At 70.0% G+C, this 14,696-nt stretch carries 15 protein-coding genes; 7 read left to right on the top strand and 8 right to left on the bottom strand.

Annotated elements, in window-relative coordinates; genetic code table 11:
* Window positions 1-13: 13 nt before the first annotated feature.
* Complete coding sequence (uxaC, locus tag DFR50_RS11905) at window positions 14-1,453, bottom strand: glucuronate isomerase (protein WP_113889422.1); 1,440 nt, start codon at window positions 1,451-1,453, stop codon at window positions 14-16.
* Between the two features lie 292 nt (window positions 1,454-1,745).
* Between uxaC and DFR50_RS11900 the strand changes: the two genes are divergently transcribed.
* The 4 genes from DFR50_RS11900 (at window position 1,746) to DFR50_RS11885 (ending at window position 7,051) form a co-directional block, all read left to right on the top strand.
* Window positions 1,746-3,014: an MFS transporter gene (locus DFR50_RS11900; RefSeq protein WP_113889421.1), complete on the top strand. Its 1,269-nt coding sequence runs from the start codon at window positions 1,746-1,748 to the stop codon at window positions 3,012-3,014.
* A gap of 106 nt (window positions 3,015-3,120) precedes the next feature.
* Window positions 3,121-4,140 (top strand): sugar kinase, encoded by a 1,020-nt coding sequence (locus DFR50_RS11895; protein WP_113889420.1) that lies wholly within the window; start codon window positions 3,121-3,123, stop codon window positions 4,138-4,140.
* 149 nt (window positions 4,141-4,289) lie between these two features.
* A complete protein-coding gene (locus DFR50_RS11890; RefSeq protein ID WP_113889419.1) occupies window positions 4,290-5,774 on the top strand; it encodes a UxaA family hydrolase in 1,485 nt (494 codons plus the stop codon).
* Between the two features lie 542 nt (window positions 5,775-6,316).
* Entirely contained in the window at window positions 6,317-7,051 is a 735-nt protein-coding gene (locus DFR50_RS11885; RefSeq protein WP_113889456.1) for a GntR family transcriptional regulator, read from the top strand.
* Here the strand turns inward: DFR50_RS11885 and DFR50_RS31360 are convergent.
* The gene (locus tag DFR50_RS31360; RefSeq protein WP_147262736.1) at window positions 7,015-7,503 is read right to left on the bottom strand and encodes a transposase; all 489 of its coding nucleotides are present in this window, start codon (window positions 7,501-7,503) and stop codon (window positions 7,015-7,017) included. The two genes, DFR50_RS11885 and DFR50_RS31360, sit on opposite strands and share 37 nt — an antisense overlap.
* Before the next feature lie 24 nt (window positions 7,504-7,527).
* On the opposite strand from DFR50_RS31360, the gene dusA reads away from it, so the two are divergent.
* The gene (dusA, locus tag DFR50_RS11875) at window positions 7,528-8,535 is read left to right on the top strand and encodes a tRNA dihydrouridine(20/20a) synthase DusA (RefSeq protein ID WP_113889455.1); all 1,008 of its coding nucleotides are present in this window, start codon (window positions 7,528-7,530) and stop codon (window positions 8,533-8,535) included.
* Here the strand turns inward: dusA and DFR50_RS11870 are convergent.
* Genes DFR50_RS11870 through DFR50_RS11855 form a run of 4 tightly spaced genes read right to left on the bottom strand, consistent with a single transcriptional unit; the run spans window position 8,519 to window position 10,640 of the window.
* On the bottom strand, window positions 8,519-9,202 hold the full coding sequence (locus tag DFR50_RS11870; RefSeq protein ID WP_113889417.1) for a retropepsin-like aspartic protease family protein: 684 nt from the start codon (window positions 9,200-9,202) through the stop codon (window positions 8,519-8,521). The genes dusA and DFR50_RS11870 overlap by 17 nt on opposite strands.
* On the bottom strand, window positions 9,202-9,426 hold the full coding sequence (locus DFR50_RS11865) for a DUF1289 domain-containing protein (RefSeq protein WP_113889416.1): 225 nt from the start codon (window positions 9,424-9,426) through the stop codon (window positions 9,202-9,204). The genes DFR50_RS11870 and DFR50_RS11865 overlap by 1 nt, the downstream gene beginning before the upstream one ends.
* Window positions 9,427-9,435: 9 nt before the next feature.
* Window positions 9,436-10,227, bottom strand: a complete 792-nt coding sequence (cobS, locus tag DFR50_RS11860; protein ID WP_113889415.1) for an adenosylcobinamide-GDP ribazoletransferase — start codon at window positions 10,225-10,227, stop codon at window positions 9,436-9,438.
* Window positions 10,215-10,640, bottom strand: coding sequence for an anthrone oxygenase family protein (locus DFR50_RS11855; protein ID WP_113889414.1), 426 nt, complete (start codon window positions 10,638-10,640; stop codon window positions 10,215-10,217). Before DFR50_RS11855 ends, cobS begins: the two co-directional genes overlap by 13 nt.
* Window positions 10,641-10,905: 265 nt before the next feature.
* Between DFR50_RS11855 and DFR50_RS11850 the strand changes: the two genes are divergently transcribed.
* The gene (locus tag DFR50_RS11850) at window positions 10,906-11,184 is read left to right on the top strand and encodes a hypothetical protein (protein WP_113889413.1); all 279 of its coding nucleotides are present in this window, start codon (window positions 10,906-10,908) and stop codon (window positions 11,182-11,184) included.
* Between the two features lie 160 nt (window positions 11,185-11,344).
* On the opposite strand, the gene DFR50_RS11845 is transcribed toward DFR50_RS11850, so the two are convergent.
* Together DFR50_RS11845 and DFR50_RS11840 are read right to left on the bottom strand one after the other, a co-directional pair.
* Window positions 11,345-11,938 carry a hypothetical protein gene (locus tag DFR50_RS11845; RefSeq protein ID WP_113889412.1) on the bottom strand — a complete coding sequence of 198 codons (594 nt, stop codon included), beginning with the start codon at window positions 11,936-11,938 and terminating at the stop codon, window positions 11,345-11,347.
* Between the two features lie 51 nt (window positions 11,939-11,989).
* Window positions 11,990-13,165 (bottom strand): zinc-dependent alcohol dehydrogenase, encoded by a 1,176-nt coding sequence (locus tag DFR50_RS11840; RefSeq protein WP_113889411.1) that lies wholly within the window; start codon window positions 13,163-13,165, stop codon window positions 11,990-11,992.
* A 285-nt stretch (window positions 13,166-13,450) separates the two neighbouring features.
* Between DFR50_RS11840 and recA the strand changes: the two genes are divergently transcribed.
* Window positions 13,451-14,536 (top strand): recombinase RecA, encoded by a 1,086-nt coding sequence (recA, locus tag DFR50_RS11835; RefSeq protein ID WP_113889410.1) that lies wholly within the window; start codon window positions 13,451-13,453, stop codon window positions 14,534-14,536.
* Window positions 14,537-14,696: the final 160 nt, after the last annotated feature.

Here is a 14,696-nt window from a genome sequence, read left to right as displayed (position 1 = left end):
ACTTCGCCCCCGGTCAGAGTTTGTAGGCGGCCTTGACGAGGCGGTAAGCGAGATCCTGGGCGACCTCGAAGGCCTCGTCCTCCTCGAGCCGGTGTTCGGCGACGAGGCGGGCGAGAAAGGCGCAGTCGCAGCGCCGCGCGACGTCGTGGCGCGCCGGGATCGACAGGAACGCGCGGGTGTCGTCGTTGAAACCCACGGTGTTGTAGAAGCCGGCGGTTTCGGTCACCGCCTCGCGGTAGCGTTTCATGCCCTCGGGGCTGTCGAAGAACCACCAGGCCGGCCCGAGCTTCAGCGCCGGATAGCAGCCGGCGAGCGGCGCGAGCTCGCGCGAATACGCGGTTTCGTCGAGGGTGAAGAGGATGATCGTGAGATCGCGCGCGTTGCCGAACCGGTCGAGCAGCGGCTTCAGGGCCGAGACATAGTCGGTCGGGCCTGGGATATCGCACCCCTTGTCCTTGCCGAAGGTCTTGAAGATCCACGGATTATGGTCCCGGCGGGAGCCCGGATGGATCTGCATGACGAGCCCGTCCGCAAGGCTCAGGCGCGCCATCTCGGTCAGCATCTGGGCGCGGAAGAGTTCGGCGTCCGCGGGCGCCGCCTGTCCGCCTTTGACCCGGTCGAACAGCGCCTCCGCCTCGGAGGCCGGGAGGTCGGCGGTGCGGGCGGAGGGGTGGCCGTGGTCGGTCGAGGTGGCGCCCATCGTCTTGAAGTAGGCGCGGCGGTCGGCCAGCGCGGCGAGGTAGCCCCTCCACGAGGCGACGTCGCAGCCGGTGATACGGCCGAGCTCGGCGAGATTCGCGGAGAAATTCGGGAAGTCGGGATCGACCACCGGATCGGGGCGGAACGCGGTGACGACGCGGCCCTTCCAGCCGCTGTCGCGGATCGCCCGGTGGTGGCGGAGGTCGTCGAGCGGGCTCTCGGTGGTGGCGAGCGCCTCGATGTTGAAGCGCTCGAACAGGGCGCGCGGCCGGAATTCGGGTCTCGCGAGCGCCTCGGCGATGATGTCGTAGAGCCGGTCGGCGTTGTCCGCCGAGGGTTGCTCCTCGACGCCGAAGACGGTGGTGAAGGCGTGGTTCAGCCACAGCCACGACGGCGTGCCCCGGAACAGAAAGAAGTTCGAGGCGAACAGCCGCCAGATCGCGCGCGGGTCCTGCTCGACCGGACCGCCGTCGAGTCGCGGCACGCCGACCGTCTCCGGCGCAATGCCCTGACTGTAGAGCATGCGGTGCACGTAATGGTCGGGGACGATGAACAGCCGCGCCGGATCGGGGAACGGCCGGTCCTCGGCGAACCAGGCCGCGTCGGTGTGGCCGTGCGGACTGACGATCGGCAGGTCGGCGACCGCCGAATAGAGGCGTCGCGCGATGGCGCGCGTGACCGGGTCGGCGGGGAAGAGCCGGTCCGGGTGCAAGGCGAAAGGCTTCGCCTCGGCCGGGGTGAAACGTGCGGTCATGGGATCGAACCTCCGAGGGGGCGATGTCGGATCGGGCGCAGTCCGACTTGACAATCTCATATATCTAGTATATCAGAAGCAATGTCAAGTGGTAAAACCGGAAAGCAGCCCAGGAACCAACCCTGGTCCTGACCGGGAAAGACGGCGGCGGCGCCCCGGGACACTTTTTTCAAAGTTCCGCGGCCTTTCGTCAGCTTTTCACGGATCAAAGAAGGGCGACTTCCGAGGAGCCACGCAAAACAAACGCGATCGGTCGTGCGACCAGTTCGCGATAACCCGTCAGGGGGAAACCATGCGCTATATCTCAGGGTTGAGGTGGAGGATCCTGGCGTTGATGCTGGTCGGAACGATCATCGTCTACGTCGACCGCAACGTGCTGGGCGTTCTGGCCCCGATCCTGAAGAAGGAGCTGAACTTCACCACGGAGCAGTACTCCTACGTGGTCTCGTCCTTCCAGATCGTTTACTCTTTCTCCCAGCCGGTCGCGGGCTATTTGACCGATCTGATCGGTCCGCGCATCGGCTACGCGGTCGCCGCCCTGGTCTGGGGCACGGCGTGCGCCCTGCACGCCTTCTCGACCGGATGGGTTTCTATGGCCGGCTTCCGCGCGATGCTCGGCGTGTCCGAGGCGGTCGCCATCCCGACCGGAACGAAAACCTCGACCATATGGTTTCCTTCGGCCGAGCGCTCGATCGCCACCGGCTGGTTCAACTCCGGTTCGTCGCTCGGCGCCGCGATCACGCCGCCCCTGGTCGTCTGGCTCTCGACCGCCTACGGCTGGCAGTCCGCCTTCATCATGACGGGCGGTCTGGCGGTCGTCTTCTCAGTCCTGTGGTTCTCCCTCTATCGCGACCCGCAAAATCATCCGCGCCTGTCGCCGGAAGAGTTCAATCTGATCGAGGGCGGCCAGGAGAAGGTCGTCGCGGAAAAGCCGGCGCTCAAGAAGATCTTCGCTCAGAAGCGCTTCATCGGCCTGATCATCGCCCGCTTCCTGACCGAGCCGGCGTGGCAGACCTTCGCCTTCTGGATCCCGCTCTACATGGTCTCGGTGCGCGGCATGGACATCAAGCAGTTCGCTCTGTTCGCCTGGCTGCCGTTCGTGGCCTCCGATCTCGGCTGTCTGGTCGGCGGCTATCTGGCCCCCTTTCTGCACAAGCGCTTGGGCATGGCGCTCGTCCCGTCGCGGCTCACCGTCATCACCATCGGCGCGTTCTGCATGGTCGGCCCCGCCCTGATCAGCTTCGTCGTCAACCCGATCGTCGCGATCCTGTGCTTCTCGCTCGGCGGCTTTGCCCACCAGATGCTGTCGTCGATGATGTACGCGGTGGTCGGCGACGTATTCGAGAAGCCTGAGATCGGCACCGCCACCGGCATCGCCGGCATGTTCGGCTACCTCGGCGGCGCGATCTTCACCCTGGCGCTCGGCCAGCTCGCCAACACCGTCGGCTACGAGCCGTTGTTCGCCATGCTGTTCCTGTTCGACCTGATCGCGGCGGCCGTGCTGTGGATCTTCATCGGTCGGTCGCCCGGACCGATCCCCGCGGCCGCGCCGGCCGTGTGAGGATCGAACCGGGACCAGTCCGGCGGGCGTCTCCCGCCGGCTCCCTTCCGACGGCGAGCGTCGACATCGCCGCTCACTGCCGCATGGCCTCTGGAGATTTCGCGCCATGACCGCCTCTCCTCCACCCTTCCGCGTCGCGCTGATCGGCGAATGCATGATCGAACTCAAGGAGACCGCGGCCGGCGCGCTCTCGCGCGGCTTCGGCGGCGACACCTTCAACACCGCAGCCTATATGGCGCGGCTCGGCGCCCGGCTCGGCCCCTTCGTCGACTATGTGAGCGCCGTGGGCGACGATCGCTTCAGCAGCGAAATGGTCGCCTACTGGAACGCGAACGGGGTCGGCTCGCGGCTGACCGCGGCGCTGCCCAATCGCCGCCCTGGCCTCTACTTCATCACGGTCGACGCGAGCGGCGAGCGCCGCTTCACCTATTGGCGCGGCGAGGCGGCCGTGCGCGACGCCTTCGAGACGGACGGCGCCGCCGCCGTGCTCGCCGCCCTCGGCGGCTACGATCTCGTCTATCTGAGCGGCGTCAGCCTCGCGGTGTTGAAGCCCGGCTCGCGCGAACGCCTGCTCGCCCGCCTCGAGGCGATCGCCGCGACCGGCGTCGCCATCGGCTTCGACTGCAACCATCGGCCTGCCCTGTGGGAGAGCGAAGCCGAAGCGCGCGCCGTGTGGGAGCGCGTGTTCGGCTTCGCGCGCTTCGTCCTGACGACGGTCGACGAGCTCGCGACGCTCGACGTGGACAGCGTCGAAGACGGGCTCGCCCGTTTCGCCGCCTGGCCGCAGATCGAACTGGTGATCAAGGACGGCGCCGCGCCCTGCGTCCTTCGCGCTGAGGGCGAGGTCCTGCGCGTGCCGGCGATCCCGGTCGAGCGGGTGGTCGACACCACGGCGGCCGGCGACAGTTTTTCCGCCGCCTACCTGCTCGGCCGCCTCCTCGGCGCGCCCGCAGAGGCGAGCGCCCGCGCCGCGCACGCCGTGGCCGGCGCCGTCGTCCAGCACCCGGGCGCCATCGCGCCCGCGGACGCCACGCCCGACGTGTTCGCGGAATGGATCGCCGAAGGCCGCGGCCTTCGCCGGGCGGCCGGATTTCGACCCCGCACAAGCTCTGACCGGGAGACCTGACATGAGGTCCTCTCGCGACGCGATCGCCGCCGGCGACCGAGACCGCATCGAACGCCCCGCCCGCGAGGCCGCCGCCCTGGCGCGCCGTGCGGCGCCCTGACCCGCGCGGGCGCGCGCGTCCGCCCCTCACTTCCCCTTCGGAGCCTTCAATGACCCTCGCCCTCAAGATCCACGATCTCGACACGGTTGCGGTGGCGCTCGAGCCGCTTTCGGCCAGCGCGGCGCTTCCCGCCTGCGGCGTCACTCTCCTCGACGACATCCCGCGCGGGCACAAGTTCGCGCTGCGCGACATCGCCGAAGGGGAAACGGTGTTGAAGTACGGCGCCGTCGTCGGCGTCGCCACCCAGTCGATCGCGCGCGGCGCCCACATTCACACCCACAATATGCGGACCGCGCTGGGCGCGATCCTCGACTACGCCTATTCCGGCGGCGTCGAGGCGCCGGCGCCGGCGGCGACCGCTCCGACCATCCGCGCCTTCGAGCGGGCGAACGGCGACATCGGCGTGCGCAACGATCTCTGGATCATTCCGCTCGTCGGCTGCGTGAACGGCCTCGCGCGCGCCATCGCCAGGCGGGTCGATGCGAACGGCGTCCTGCCCGAGGGCTCCCGCGTTCGGATCCTTTCCCACCCCTACGGCTGCTCGCAACTCGGCGACGATCTCGCCGACACGCGCGCGATCCTGCAGAATTATGCGCTCCATCCCAACGCCGGCGGCGTTCTGATCCTCGGCCTCGGCTGCGAAAACAACACCCGCGCCGCCTTCGAGGCGGGCCTTGCCCCAGCCGATCCCGAGCGCGTGCGTTTTCTCGTCGCCCAGGACGCCCAGGATGAGAAGGAGGAGGGTTTCGTCATCGCCCGGGCGCTGGCCGAGCGCATGCGCGGCGACCGCCGGGTCGAGGTGAGCGCCGCGCGCCTGCGGGTCGGGCTCAAGTGCGGCGGTTCCGACGGACTCTCCGGCATCACCGCCAATCCGCTGCTCGGCGCCTTCTCCGACTGGCTCTGCGGCATCGGCGGAACAACGGTGCTGACCGAGGTCCCGGAAATGTTCGGCGCCGAGACGCTGCTGATGGCGCGGGCGGAAAACCGCGAGGTTTTCGACAAGACCGTCGCCCTCGTCAACGACTTCAAGGCCTATTACGTCGCCAACCGTCAGCCGATCTACGAGAACCCCTCCCCAGGCAACAAGGCCGGCGGCATCACCACGCTCGAGGAGAAGTCGCTCGGCTGCACCCAGAAGGCGGGTCGTTCGGTCGTGCGCGACGTGCTCGGCTACCGCGATCGCCTTCGGGTCGCAGGCCTGAACCTCCTGTCCGCCCCCGGCAACGACGGCGTCGCGGTGACGGCGCTGGGGGCGGCGGGCTGCCACATGGTGCTCTTCACCACCGGTCGCGGCACGCCGCTCGGCGGCGTGATTCCGACCATGAAGATCGCGAGCAACACGCCGCTCGCCGAACAGAAGAAGCACTGGATCGACTTCGACGCCGGACCGATCGCCGCCGGCGCCGTGTCGGTCGCCGATCTCCGCGCCCCCTTCGTCGAGGCGGCGCTCGCGGTGGCGAGCGGCCGGCCGACCCGAAACGAGGACAACGAAATCGGCGAGATCGTCATCTTCAAGACCGGCGTCACGCTGTGAGGCGGCGGGCGATGCGGCTGCAGCTCGCGTTCCGCTGCTCGCGCCGCCGACGATCGTCGGCGCCGCGGCGCCGGCCGCTCGGACTCGTCAGTCCGAGTAACTGCCAAGGTGGGGTCCTTACACCTCGTCATCGCGAGGAGCCCGAAGGGCGACGCGGCGATCCAGGAGCCGTCTGCGCTGCGGCTGCCGAAGCGCTGGACTCCACTGGCGGCAGGCGTCGGCGTCCCGGACTCCTGGATCGCCACGTCGCTTCGCTCCTCGCGATGACGGCTTTGAAGCGAGCCGCCGCCTTGGGAGATACGCTCGCCCGTTCTCCCAGGGTGGCTGTCCGCGAGGAGCTGGACCGGGCGCGCGCTGGGAGGGTGCGCGTCTCGCGCACCCCGGCGGCGAGACGCCGCCGCTCCCGGTGAGCGCCGTGACCGCCGCTCGTACGCTGGGCTTGGGAGTTACCAGTCCGACCGCCGTATAGGAGAAGTCCTTGAACTCCCTATATTCCGAGAGGGACTGATTCGTTGGGCGCGATCCGCATATCGGGAATGAGCATGCTGCACGAACCGCGACGCCGTCCATCCGCAAGCGGACCCGAAAGGCGCCGCTCGGCGGCAACCGCCGCGGACATCGTCCACCGCCGGCTGCGCCAGGAGATCGTCACCCTGGCCTCATCTCCCGGCGCGTCCATCTCCGAGAAGGAAATCGCCGCCGCCCACGGCGTCAGCCGGACGCCCGTCCGCGAGGCCCTGCTGCGCCTCGCTGAAGAGGGCCTCGTCGAGATCACCCCGAAGTCAGGCACTCGTGTCGCTCGAATCCCCGTCGTCGCCCTCGGCGACGCGATCTGCGCACGCGAGGCGCTCGAACTGATGCTGGCGCGCAAGGCGGCCGTCCGCGCCCGCCCGAGCGACGTCACCGCCATGCGCGCGATCGTCCAGCGCCAGCGCGAATGCGTCGACGCCCGCGACGCCGACGGCTTCCACGAGAACGACGAGGCGCTGCATTTCGCCATCGCCGAAGCCGCCGGCCATCCGGGCGTCTGGGCCATGGTGCTGCAGATCAAGGTCCAGCTCGATCGTCTGCGCCGCCTGACGCTGCCGAACTTCGACTGGCTCACCCACGTCATCCACGAGCACGAGGGCGTGGTCGAGGCGATCGCCTCCGGCGATCCGGACCGCGCCGCCGCCGCTATGCAGACCCACTTCCACAGCCTCGAGGGCGTGCTCGGCGAGGTCCGCAACATGAACCCCGCCTACTTCGACGGCGGCGTCGACGAATTCGCGCCCTGATCATCCCGGTCTTCCGGGTGGAACGATGCCAACTCTGCTTCTGTTTTCAAAGCCGTCTCGCTGCATTTGGGGTTGGCGCCGCGCCGTCCGGGTTGGTAGAGCGGCCGTTGTTGAAGCTTCGAGATCGCCGCGAAGGTCCGTCCCGGAGTTCCCTTGCCGCGACGACCCGTCTGGAACGCTTCGTCTCCGAGGACGCGCGGGGCGTGCTGCGGGACGTGAGATGGCGCAGGGTTGTCGTCGAGCCTCCGGCGTTCGATGACGGCCCTCGCCCCGGCGAGCAAGGCGAAGACTACCTCGTTCGGGCGCCCGGCGCGCAACCGGCGGTCGAAGCTTTCGACGAAGCCGTTCCGCCGGGGCTCGCCGGGGCGATGCAACGCCGCCCGAGTCCGGCGTAGAAGAGAATGCCTGCCACCTGACGAATTGAGACGACAAAAAGCGTGCTTCCAGATCAATCCTTTCGATTCTCCGTCGCCCCGATGATGGATTGGACCGACCGTCGCTGCCGGGCGTTCCACCGCGCCCTCACGCGCCGCGCCCGGCTCTATACCGAGATGGTGACCGCCGACGCGGTTGTGTTCGGCCCGCGCGAGCGGCTGATCGGCTTCGATCCGGCCGAGCATCCGGTCGCGCTGCAACTCGGCGGGTCGGCGCCGGGACGGCTCGCCGAGGCCGCGCGGATCGGCGCCGACTTCGGCTACGACGAGATCAACCTCAATTGCGGCTGCCCGTCCGACCGGGTGCAGAGCGGACAATTCGGCGCCTGCCTGATGCGCGAGCCGGCGCTGGTCGCCGAAGGCGTCGCGGCGATGAAGGCGGCGGTCGCGGTTCCGGTGACGGTCAAGTGCCGGATCGGCGTCGACGACCAGGAGCCGAGCGAGGCGCTGCCCGCTTTCGCCGAGGCGGTGAAGGCCGCCGGCGCGGACGCGCTGATCGTCCACGCCCGAAAGGCGTGGCTCGACGGCCTCAGCCCCAAGGACAACCGCACCGTGCCGCCGCTCGACTACGGGCTCGTCTATGCGCTGAAAGCGGCGCATCCCGATTGGCCGATCGTGCTCAACGGCGGCCTCGCCGATCTCGCCGCCGTGCGGGAAAGCCTCGCCCGGGTCGATGGCGCGATGCTCGGCCGCGCCGCCTACCAGAACCCGGAGCTCTTGCTCGGCGTCGATCCGGAGCTGTTCGGCGAGCCGGCGCCGGTCGGCGACGCCTTCGAGGCGCTGGAGGCGTTCTGCCCCGTGATCGCGGCGGGGCTCGCGCGCGGCGAGCGCCTGCACGACTTCACCCGCCACCTGCTCGGCCTGTTCGCCGGGCGGCGCGGGGCGCGGGCGTTTCGTCAGATTCTGGCGACGGAAGCGGTGAAGCGCGGCGCGGGCCTCGACGTGCTGCGCGCCGCGATGGCGCGGGTGGAGCGGGGGCCGGCGCCGCAGGACGGGGGTCTTCCCGGCTGGGACGAGGCCCGCGCCGAGCCCGTCACTTCGCCGTCATGACCAGCTTGCCGCGCTCGACCGAATAGCTCTTCAGCCGTTCGAGAAAACTCATGCCGAGCAGGCTTTCCTCGAGCGCGCCTGGCCTCGCGACCAGCGCCGAGACCTTGCGCATCACGATCGGCCCGACCGAAATCTGGTCGAGGCGCGTTTCCGCCGCCATCGCCGCGCCGTTGGCCGTCGTCACCGGCACGTCGTAGACGAGCTCGGCGGTATTGATGCCGGCCCGGCGGGCGTCGGCCGCGGTCAGCACCACCATCGAGGCGCCGGTGTCGAACAGCAGCGTCGCCCGCGCGCCGTTGATGTGCGTCGTCACCGCGAACGCGCCGCCGAGGCGGCGGCCGACGATCGCCTCGCCTCCCTGACCGGTCACCGGCTCCGAGGGCATCAGCTCCTGCGTCATCCGGTCGATGAAGTCGGACGCATCGTAGCGATAGGCGTAGAGGCCGGCGACGAGGGCGAACAGCAGCGCCCAGACCGCGATCGAGCCGACCATCCGGGGGAGGTGCGCAAGGCGCGCGCTGGCGAGATAATAGGCGAGCATCGCCACGAGACCGGAGGCGGCGGCGATCGTCCGGTGGTCGAGGCCGGCGATCTTCGCCTCCGCCGGCGTCAGCATCAGCACGGCTGCGGCGACGGCGAGAATCGCGAGCGGGAGAACGATCCGCATCAGCCGCTCCGTCCGCGCCCGCCCGTTCGTCCGCGGGCCGACCGGGCGCGCATCGCGACGAGACGCGCCGCGAGGCCCGCCATGATATCGAGCCGCTCCGCTTCGCCCATCGCGCGCCAGCCGCCGATTTCCGCGACCGTGCGGCCGCAGCCGACGCAGAAGCCGGAGACGGGATCGACGACGCAGATCTTGACGCAAGGGGTGGAGATCGTCTCGGCGGTCATGAGCGTTACTTAGGCGTCCGACCAGCCGATGAGAAGGCCGCACCACGCGGCGATCTCGGCGGCCTGCTGCGCCGCGCCGGCGACGTCGCCGGTCTGGCCGCCGATCTGGCGTTGCGCCAGCGCCGTCATCGCCGCCGCCCCCAGCGCCGCCGCGACCAGGGCGGCGAGCGCGAGCCCGAGCCCGAGCGCGGCGAGGCCGAGGCCGAGCGCGATCGCCGCCGCGACGCCGCAGCAGGCCGCGAAACCCGGCGGCGCGAGGCCCTTGGCGGCGGCGGCGCCGGCGCCGTCCGGGCGAGCCGGGGCGAGCGTGGCGAGCGGCGCGAGCGCGCCCGCGCGCGAGACGGCGGCGGCCAGGACGAGGGCGGCGGCCGCGCCCCAGACGCCGTGCGCCAGCGCCGCCGACAGCGCGCCCGCTCTCAGCATGAGCGAGAGCATGAGCGCCGCGGCGCCGAACGAGCCGATGCGGCTGTCGCGCATGATGGCGAGCTTGCGCTCGCGGGTCGCGCCGCCGCCGAAGCCGTCGGCGACGTCGGCGAGCCCGTCCTCGTGCAGCGCGCCGGTCACCCCGACCATCGCCGCGATCGCGAGCGCGGCGGCGACGAACGGCGGCAGGCCGAGGGCCGCCGCCGCCGCGAGCGCGACGGCGCCGATCAGCCCGACCGCGGCGCCCGCGACCGGCGCGGCCCAGGCGATGCGGGCGAAGTCGAAACCGCGCGACGCCGGCAGGGGCAGGCGGGTGAAGAAGCGCAGCGCGTCGACGACGTCCTCGGCCCGCGCCGCGACGCCGCTCACAAAATCCACACGAACACCGCGACCGCCAGCACCCCGAGGCCGGCGAAGCCCGCCTCGATGAAGCCCCACTGGCGCACCAGCGCCCGGGCGGCGTCGACGTCCTTGCCGCGCAAGCCGAGAATCTGGTTGTTGAGCGGGGCCATGACGAAGAACGCGTAGGGCCAGCTCGCCACCGCGACCAGGGCGCCGTAGACGTAGCGGACGTCCTGCGTCTCGAAAAACGCGGCGAAGCCGGCGACGGTCGAGGCGAGCGCGAAGGCCAGAAGCAGCGCCACGCCGCGGCTGTCGCTCGGCCCCCATTCCGACAGCAGCGCCTCGCCGTCGAGGGCGGCGAGCCGGGCCGGCTGCTCGACCCAGTTGACATAGACGGCCGCGCCCGCGAACGCGGCGGCGAAACTCAGCGCGATCAAACCTGCGATCATAACGGCTCCTGGAGTCGCGCCTGTCTAGCATGACGAAGAAGCCGACGGGAATGCGTGAGGGCGCGGGCCCGGGGGCCGCCGGAACATTTCGCGCCGCGCTGCTTGCCGAGGTCGCCGGCGCGGACAGCGGGGATCGGTCTCTCTGGTCGCGTCCGGGCTGACGCTCACCCTGTCCGCCGAACAGGACCTGCTGGCGAGCGGTTCCGAAACCTTCCCGCTCGCCCACCACGCGACCGAGAGCGTCGCGCTCGGCGGAAGCGGCGAGGTGGTCGCTTTCGGCCCGCAGTTCGGTCACGATCAACTGTCGGGCTTCGCCGCCGCCGGGCCGGCCCACGACACGCTGAGCTTCAGCCGTTCGGATTTCGCCTATCTCGCGTCCAGCGCGACCGCCGCCGCCGGCGTTCAGGCCTTGCTGTCGCACGGCGCCTTCAGCGAAAGCGGCGGCGCGACCACGATCACCGACAGCTTTGGCGACACGGCGACGGTGGCCGGGATCGATATCGCAACGCTGACCCAGAGTTCGGGCGCAATCGCCTTTCGATGACGGGAGCGAGCGGCCTTGGGCCTCGGGCCTCGGGTCCGGCCGCGCGCTCGAGCCGGGCTGACGCGCAGCTTGGGGCGCGCGACGTCGCAGGTCGCGTTCCTCGTCGTCTCGCGCCGCAATCCGCCTGGAGAACAAAAAAGCCCGGCCGCCGGCCGCGCCCTCAGCCGACCGCCGGCGCCTTCGCCTCGGATCCGGCCGGCAGCCGGCGCGCGGTCGCGAGGTCGTCATGGGCCCTCAGCGCGGCCGCAGCGCCGCGGGCGGCGGCGACTCCTTGCGGGAACCCGCTGCGGTCGCGATAGTTGCGGCGCCGGTTCGGCGCGCGGGCGTGGACGGCGGTCGCCGACCCGGCCGCCACGACATCGATCAGCGCGACGCCGGCGACCAGGGTGAACGCCAGCGCCGCCGCCCGGCGCTTCGGGTTGTCGCGGCCCAGCGCCGGCGCCAGAGTCGCGAGGTCGAGGGCGTCGCCGGCGACGCGGCTCCACAGGCCCAGCGAGCGTTCGGTCGACAGCGAGACCACTCCGGCCCCGATCTCGCGGGCGCCGTAGGCGCGCACGAGGCCCTTGCGTCCGTCGAGGCCGAGGGTGCGCGCGATCGCGCCGGGGGCGAAGAGTTCGGTGAGGCCCAGCGCGATGCTGAACCAGCCGAGGCTGCGCGCGACCCGGTCGGCGGTCGGCAGCGAACTGCGGCCGGTCTGCAGCACCTTGGGGTCGCCCTCGGCGCGAGCGATTCGGGAGAGGTTGGCGAGGCTCATGGGAAGCATGTCTCCGCTATCGGTTCGGGTTGGGTCGGGCGAACGCCCCGCTCAGGGCTGCAGGAAAACCTTGACGCAGCCGTCCTGCTTGTCGCGGAAGACCCGGTACATGTCGGGGCCGTCCTCGAGCCGGGCCTTGTGGGTGATGACGAAGGAAGGATCGATCTGCCCGTCCTCGATCCGGCGCAGCAGGTCGTCGCTCCAGCGGGCGACGTGAGTCTGTCCGGTGCGGACGGTCAGGCCCTTGTTCATCAGCATGCCCATCGGAATGCCGTCGTCGATTCCGGCGTAGACGCCCGGGATCGAGAGCACCCCGGCCGGCCGGCAGACGTAGATCATCTCGCGCAGGACATGGGGGCGGTCGGTCTCGAGCCCGATCATCTGCTTCATGCGGTCGATCAGCGTGTCGGGCTGCGCGGCCGAGACGTGCGATTCGAGGCCGGTGGCGTCGATGCACTTGTGCGGGCCCTCGCCGCCGGTCAGGTCGTTCAGGCGATCGATCACGCTTTCCGTCTCGAAGTTGATCGGGATGGCGCCGCCGGCTTCCGCCATGTCGAGGCGCTCGGGCAGGCGGTCGATCGCCACCACCCGCTCGGCGCCGAGCAGGACGGCGCTGCGGATCGCCATCTGCCCGACCGGGCCGCAGCCCCAGATCGCGACCGTGTCGGTCGGCTCGATCTCGGCCTGGACCGCCGCCTGCCAACCGGTCGGCAGAATGTCGCTGAGGAACAGCAGCTTCTCGTCCGGGATGCCGTCGGGAACCTTGATGTGGGTCGTGTCGGCGAACGGCACCCGCAGGTATTCGGCCTGGCCGCCCGGATAGCCGCCGGTGAGATGGGTGTAGCCGAACAGCCCCGCGGTCGCGTGGCCGAACGCCTTGTCCGCCAGCGCCTTGTTGCGGTTGCTGCGCTGGCAGACGGAGAAGTTGCCGGCCCGGCACTGGTCGCATTCACCGCAGGTGATGGTGAATGGGATGACGACCCGGTCGCCGACCGCGAGGCGGCCGTCGACGCCGCTCCCCACCTCCACCACCTCCCCCATGGTCTCGTGGCCCATGATGTCGCCGGGCAGCATGGCGGGAATGAAATTGTGGAAGAGGTGCAGGTCCGAGCCGCAGATGGCGCAGCTCGTCACCTTGATGATGGCGTCGCGCGGGTGCTCGATTTGCGGATCGGAGACGGAATCGCAGCGGATGTCTTCCTTGCCGTGCCAAACAAGAGCGCGCATGTCCTGATGCTCCTCGTGGGTTCGTCCCGCGGCCGGGGCGGCTCGACGGCCGGACAAAAATGCTCGAGGGGCGAAAACGTTGCCGGGGGAGGGCCGTTTTTGCGGGCGGGGCCGCAAGGTCCGGCCGGCGTTCGCTTTTCCCCTCGCCATTCCTGTTGCGCCTTTGTCGGCGAGAACAAAAAAAGAACTTGCATTCGAGAACAAACCATGCACAATTGCCGTCAGGGAGGCGTGGAGACCGCTGTTGCGGACGGGACCCCGCCCATGAGAGAAGGAGACGGATCGATGAGCCAGCCGATTCTTCGCGTAGTGGAAGGGACTCAGGTGGACAAGACCAAGGCGCTCGACGCCGCGTTGTCGCAGATCGAACGCGCTTTCGGCAAAGGCTCGATCATGCGGCTGGGCAAGAACCAGCAGGCGGTCGAGATCGAGACCGTGTCCACCGGCTCGCTCGGGCTCGACATCGCGCTCGGCGTCGGCGGCCTGCCGCGCGGCCGGGTGATCGAGATCTACGGGCCCGAATCCTCGGGCAAGACCACGCTGACCTTGCACGTGATCGCGGAAGCGCAGAAGCTGGGCGGCGTCTGCGCCTTCGTCGACGCCGAGCACGCGCTCGACCCGGTCTACGCCAAAAAACTCGGCGTCAATCTCAACGACCTCTTGATCTCTCAGCCCGACACCGGCGAGCAGGCGCTCGAGATCACCGACACGCTGGTGCGCTCCGGCGCGATCGACGTGCTGGTCATCGACTCGGTCGCGGCGCTGACGCCCCGGGCCGAGATCGAGGGCGAGATGGGCGAGTCGCAGCCGGGCCTGCAGGCGCGGCTGATGAGCCAGGCTTTGCGCAAGCTCACCGCGTCGATCTCGCGCTCCAACACCATGGTCATCTTCATCAACCAGATCCGCATGAAGATCGGCGTCATGTACGGCTCGCCCGAGACCACCACGGGCGGCAACGCGCTGAAGTTCTACGCCTCCGTCCGCCTCGACATCCGCCGCATCGGCGCGATCAAGGACCGCGACCAGGTGGTGGGCAACCAGACCCGGGTCAAGGTGGTCAAGAACAAGGTCGCCCCGCCGTTCAAGCAGGTCGAGTTCGACATCATGTACGGCGAGGGGATCTCGAAGACCGGCGAACTCGTCGACCTCGGCGTCCGCGCCGGCGTGGTCGAGAAGTCCGGCGCCTGGTTCTCCTACGACAGCGTCCGCCTCGGCCAGGGCCGCGAGAACGCCAAGGCCTACCTCAAGGCCAACCCGGAAGCGGCCGACAAGATCGAGCGCACCATCCGCGAGAACGCCGGCCTGATCGCCGAGCGCATCCTCGAAAACGCCGGTCCTTCCGACGGCGAAGGAGACGACGCCGAGGGCTGACGGCTCCTTCGGGCGCTGCCCGCGTCCCGCCTCCTCGACCAGCGGCGCGCCCGTCCGCCAGGGAAACCGTCCGTCCGAAGCGTGCGTCGGGCGCGTGGGAGCGGCTCCTGTCGCCGCTCTCGCGCGCCCGGCGGTTTCACCACGAAGGACACCAAGGACA

Source organism: Roseiarcus fermentans (assembly GCF_003315135.1).
Classification (GTDB): domain Bacteria; phylum Pseudomonadota; class Alphaproteobacteria; order Rhizobiales; family Beijerinckiaceae; genus Roseiarcus; species Roseiarcus fermentans.
The sequence above is the reverse complement of the archived record's forward strand: the minus strand, read 5'-3'. Positions and strand labels throughout refer to the sequence as shown.

Bases quoted from the DNA above. Each gene is read 5' to 3' on its own strand.
- DFR50_RS11855 (WP_113889414.1), bottom strand. From the start codon at position 10,640: ATGATCGCAGGTTTGATCGCGCTGAGTTTCGCCGCCGCGTTCGCGGGC.
- DFR50_RS11845 (WP_113889412.1), bottom strand. From the start codon at position 11,938: ATGAGCCTCGCCAACCTCTCCCGAATCGCTCGCGCCGAGGGCGACCCC.
- DFR50_RS11885 (WP_113889456.1), top strand. From the start codon at position 6,317: ATGCTGCACGAACCGCGACGCCGTCCATCCGCAAGCGGACCCGAAAGG.
- uxaC (WP_113889422.1), bottom strand. From the start codon at position 1,453: ATGACCGCACGTTTCACCCCGGCCGAGGCGAAGCCTTTCGCCTTGCAC.
- DFR50_RS11870 (WP_113889417.1), bottom strand. From the start codon at position 9,202: ATGCGGATCGTTCTCCCGCTCGCGATTCTCGCCGTCGCCGCAGCCGTG.
- DFR50_RS11900 (WP_113889421.1), top strand. From the start codon at position 1,746: ATGCGCTATATCTCAGGGTTGAGGTGGAGGATCCTGGCGTTGATGCTG.
- DFR50_RS11895 (WP_113889420.1), top strand. From the start codon at position 3,121: ATGACCGCCTCTCCTCCACCCTTCCGCGTCGCGCTGATCGGCGAATGC.
- DFR50_RS11890 (WP_113889419.1), top strand. From the start codon at position 4,290: ATGACCCTCGCCCTCAAGATCCACGATCTCGACACGGTTGCGGTGGCG.
- recA (WP_113889410.1), top strand. From the start codon at position 13,451: ATGAGCCAGCCGATTCTTCGCGTAGTGGAAGGGACTCAGGTGGACAAG.
- DFR50_RS11865 (WP_113889416.1), bottom strand. From the start codon at position 9,426: ATGACCGCCGAGACGATCTCCACCCCTTGCGTCAAGATCTGCGTCGTC.
- DFR50_RS11840 (WP_113889411.1), bottom strand. From the start codon at position 13,165: ATGCGCGCTCTTGTTTGGCACGGCAAGGAAGACATCCGCTGCGATTCC.
- dusA (WP_113889455.1), top strand. From the start codon at position 7,528: ATGATGGATTGGACCGACCGTCGCTGCCGGGCGTTCCACCGCGCCCTC.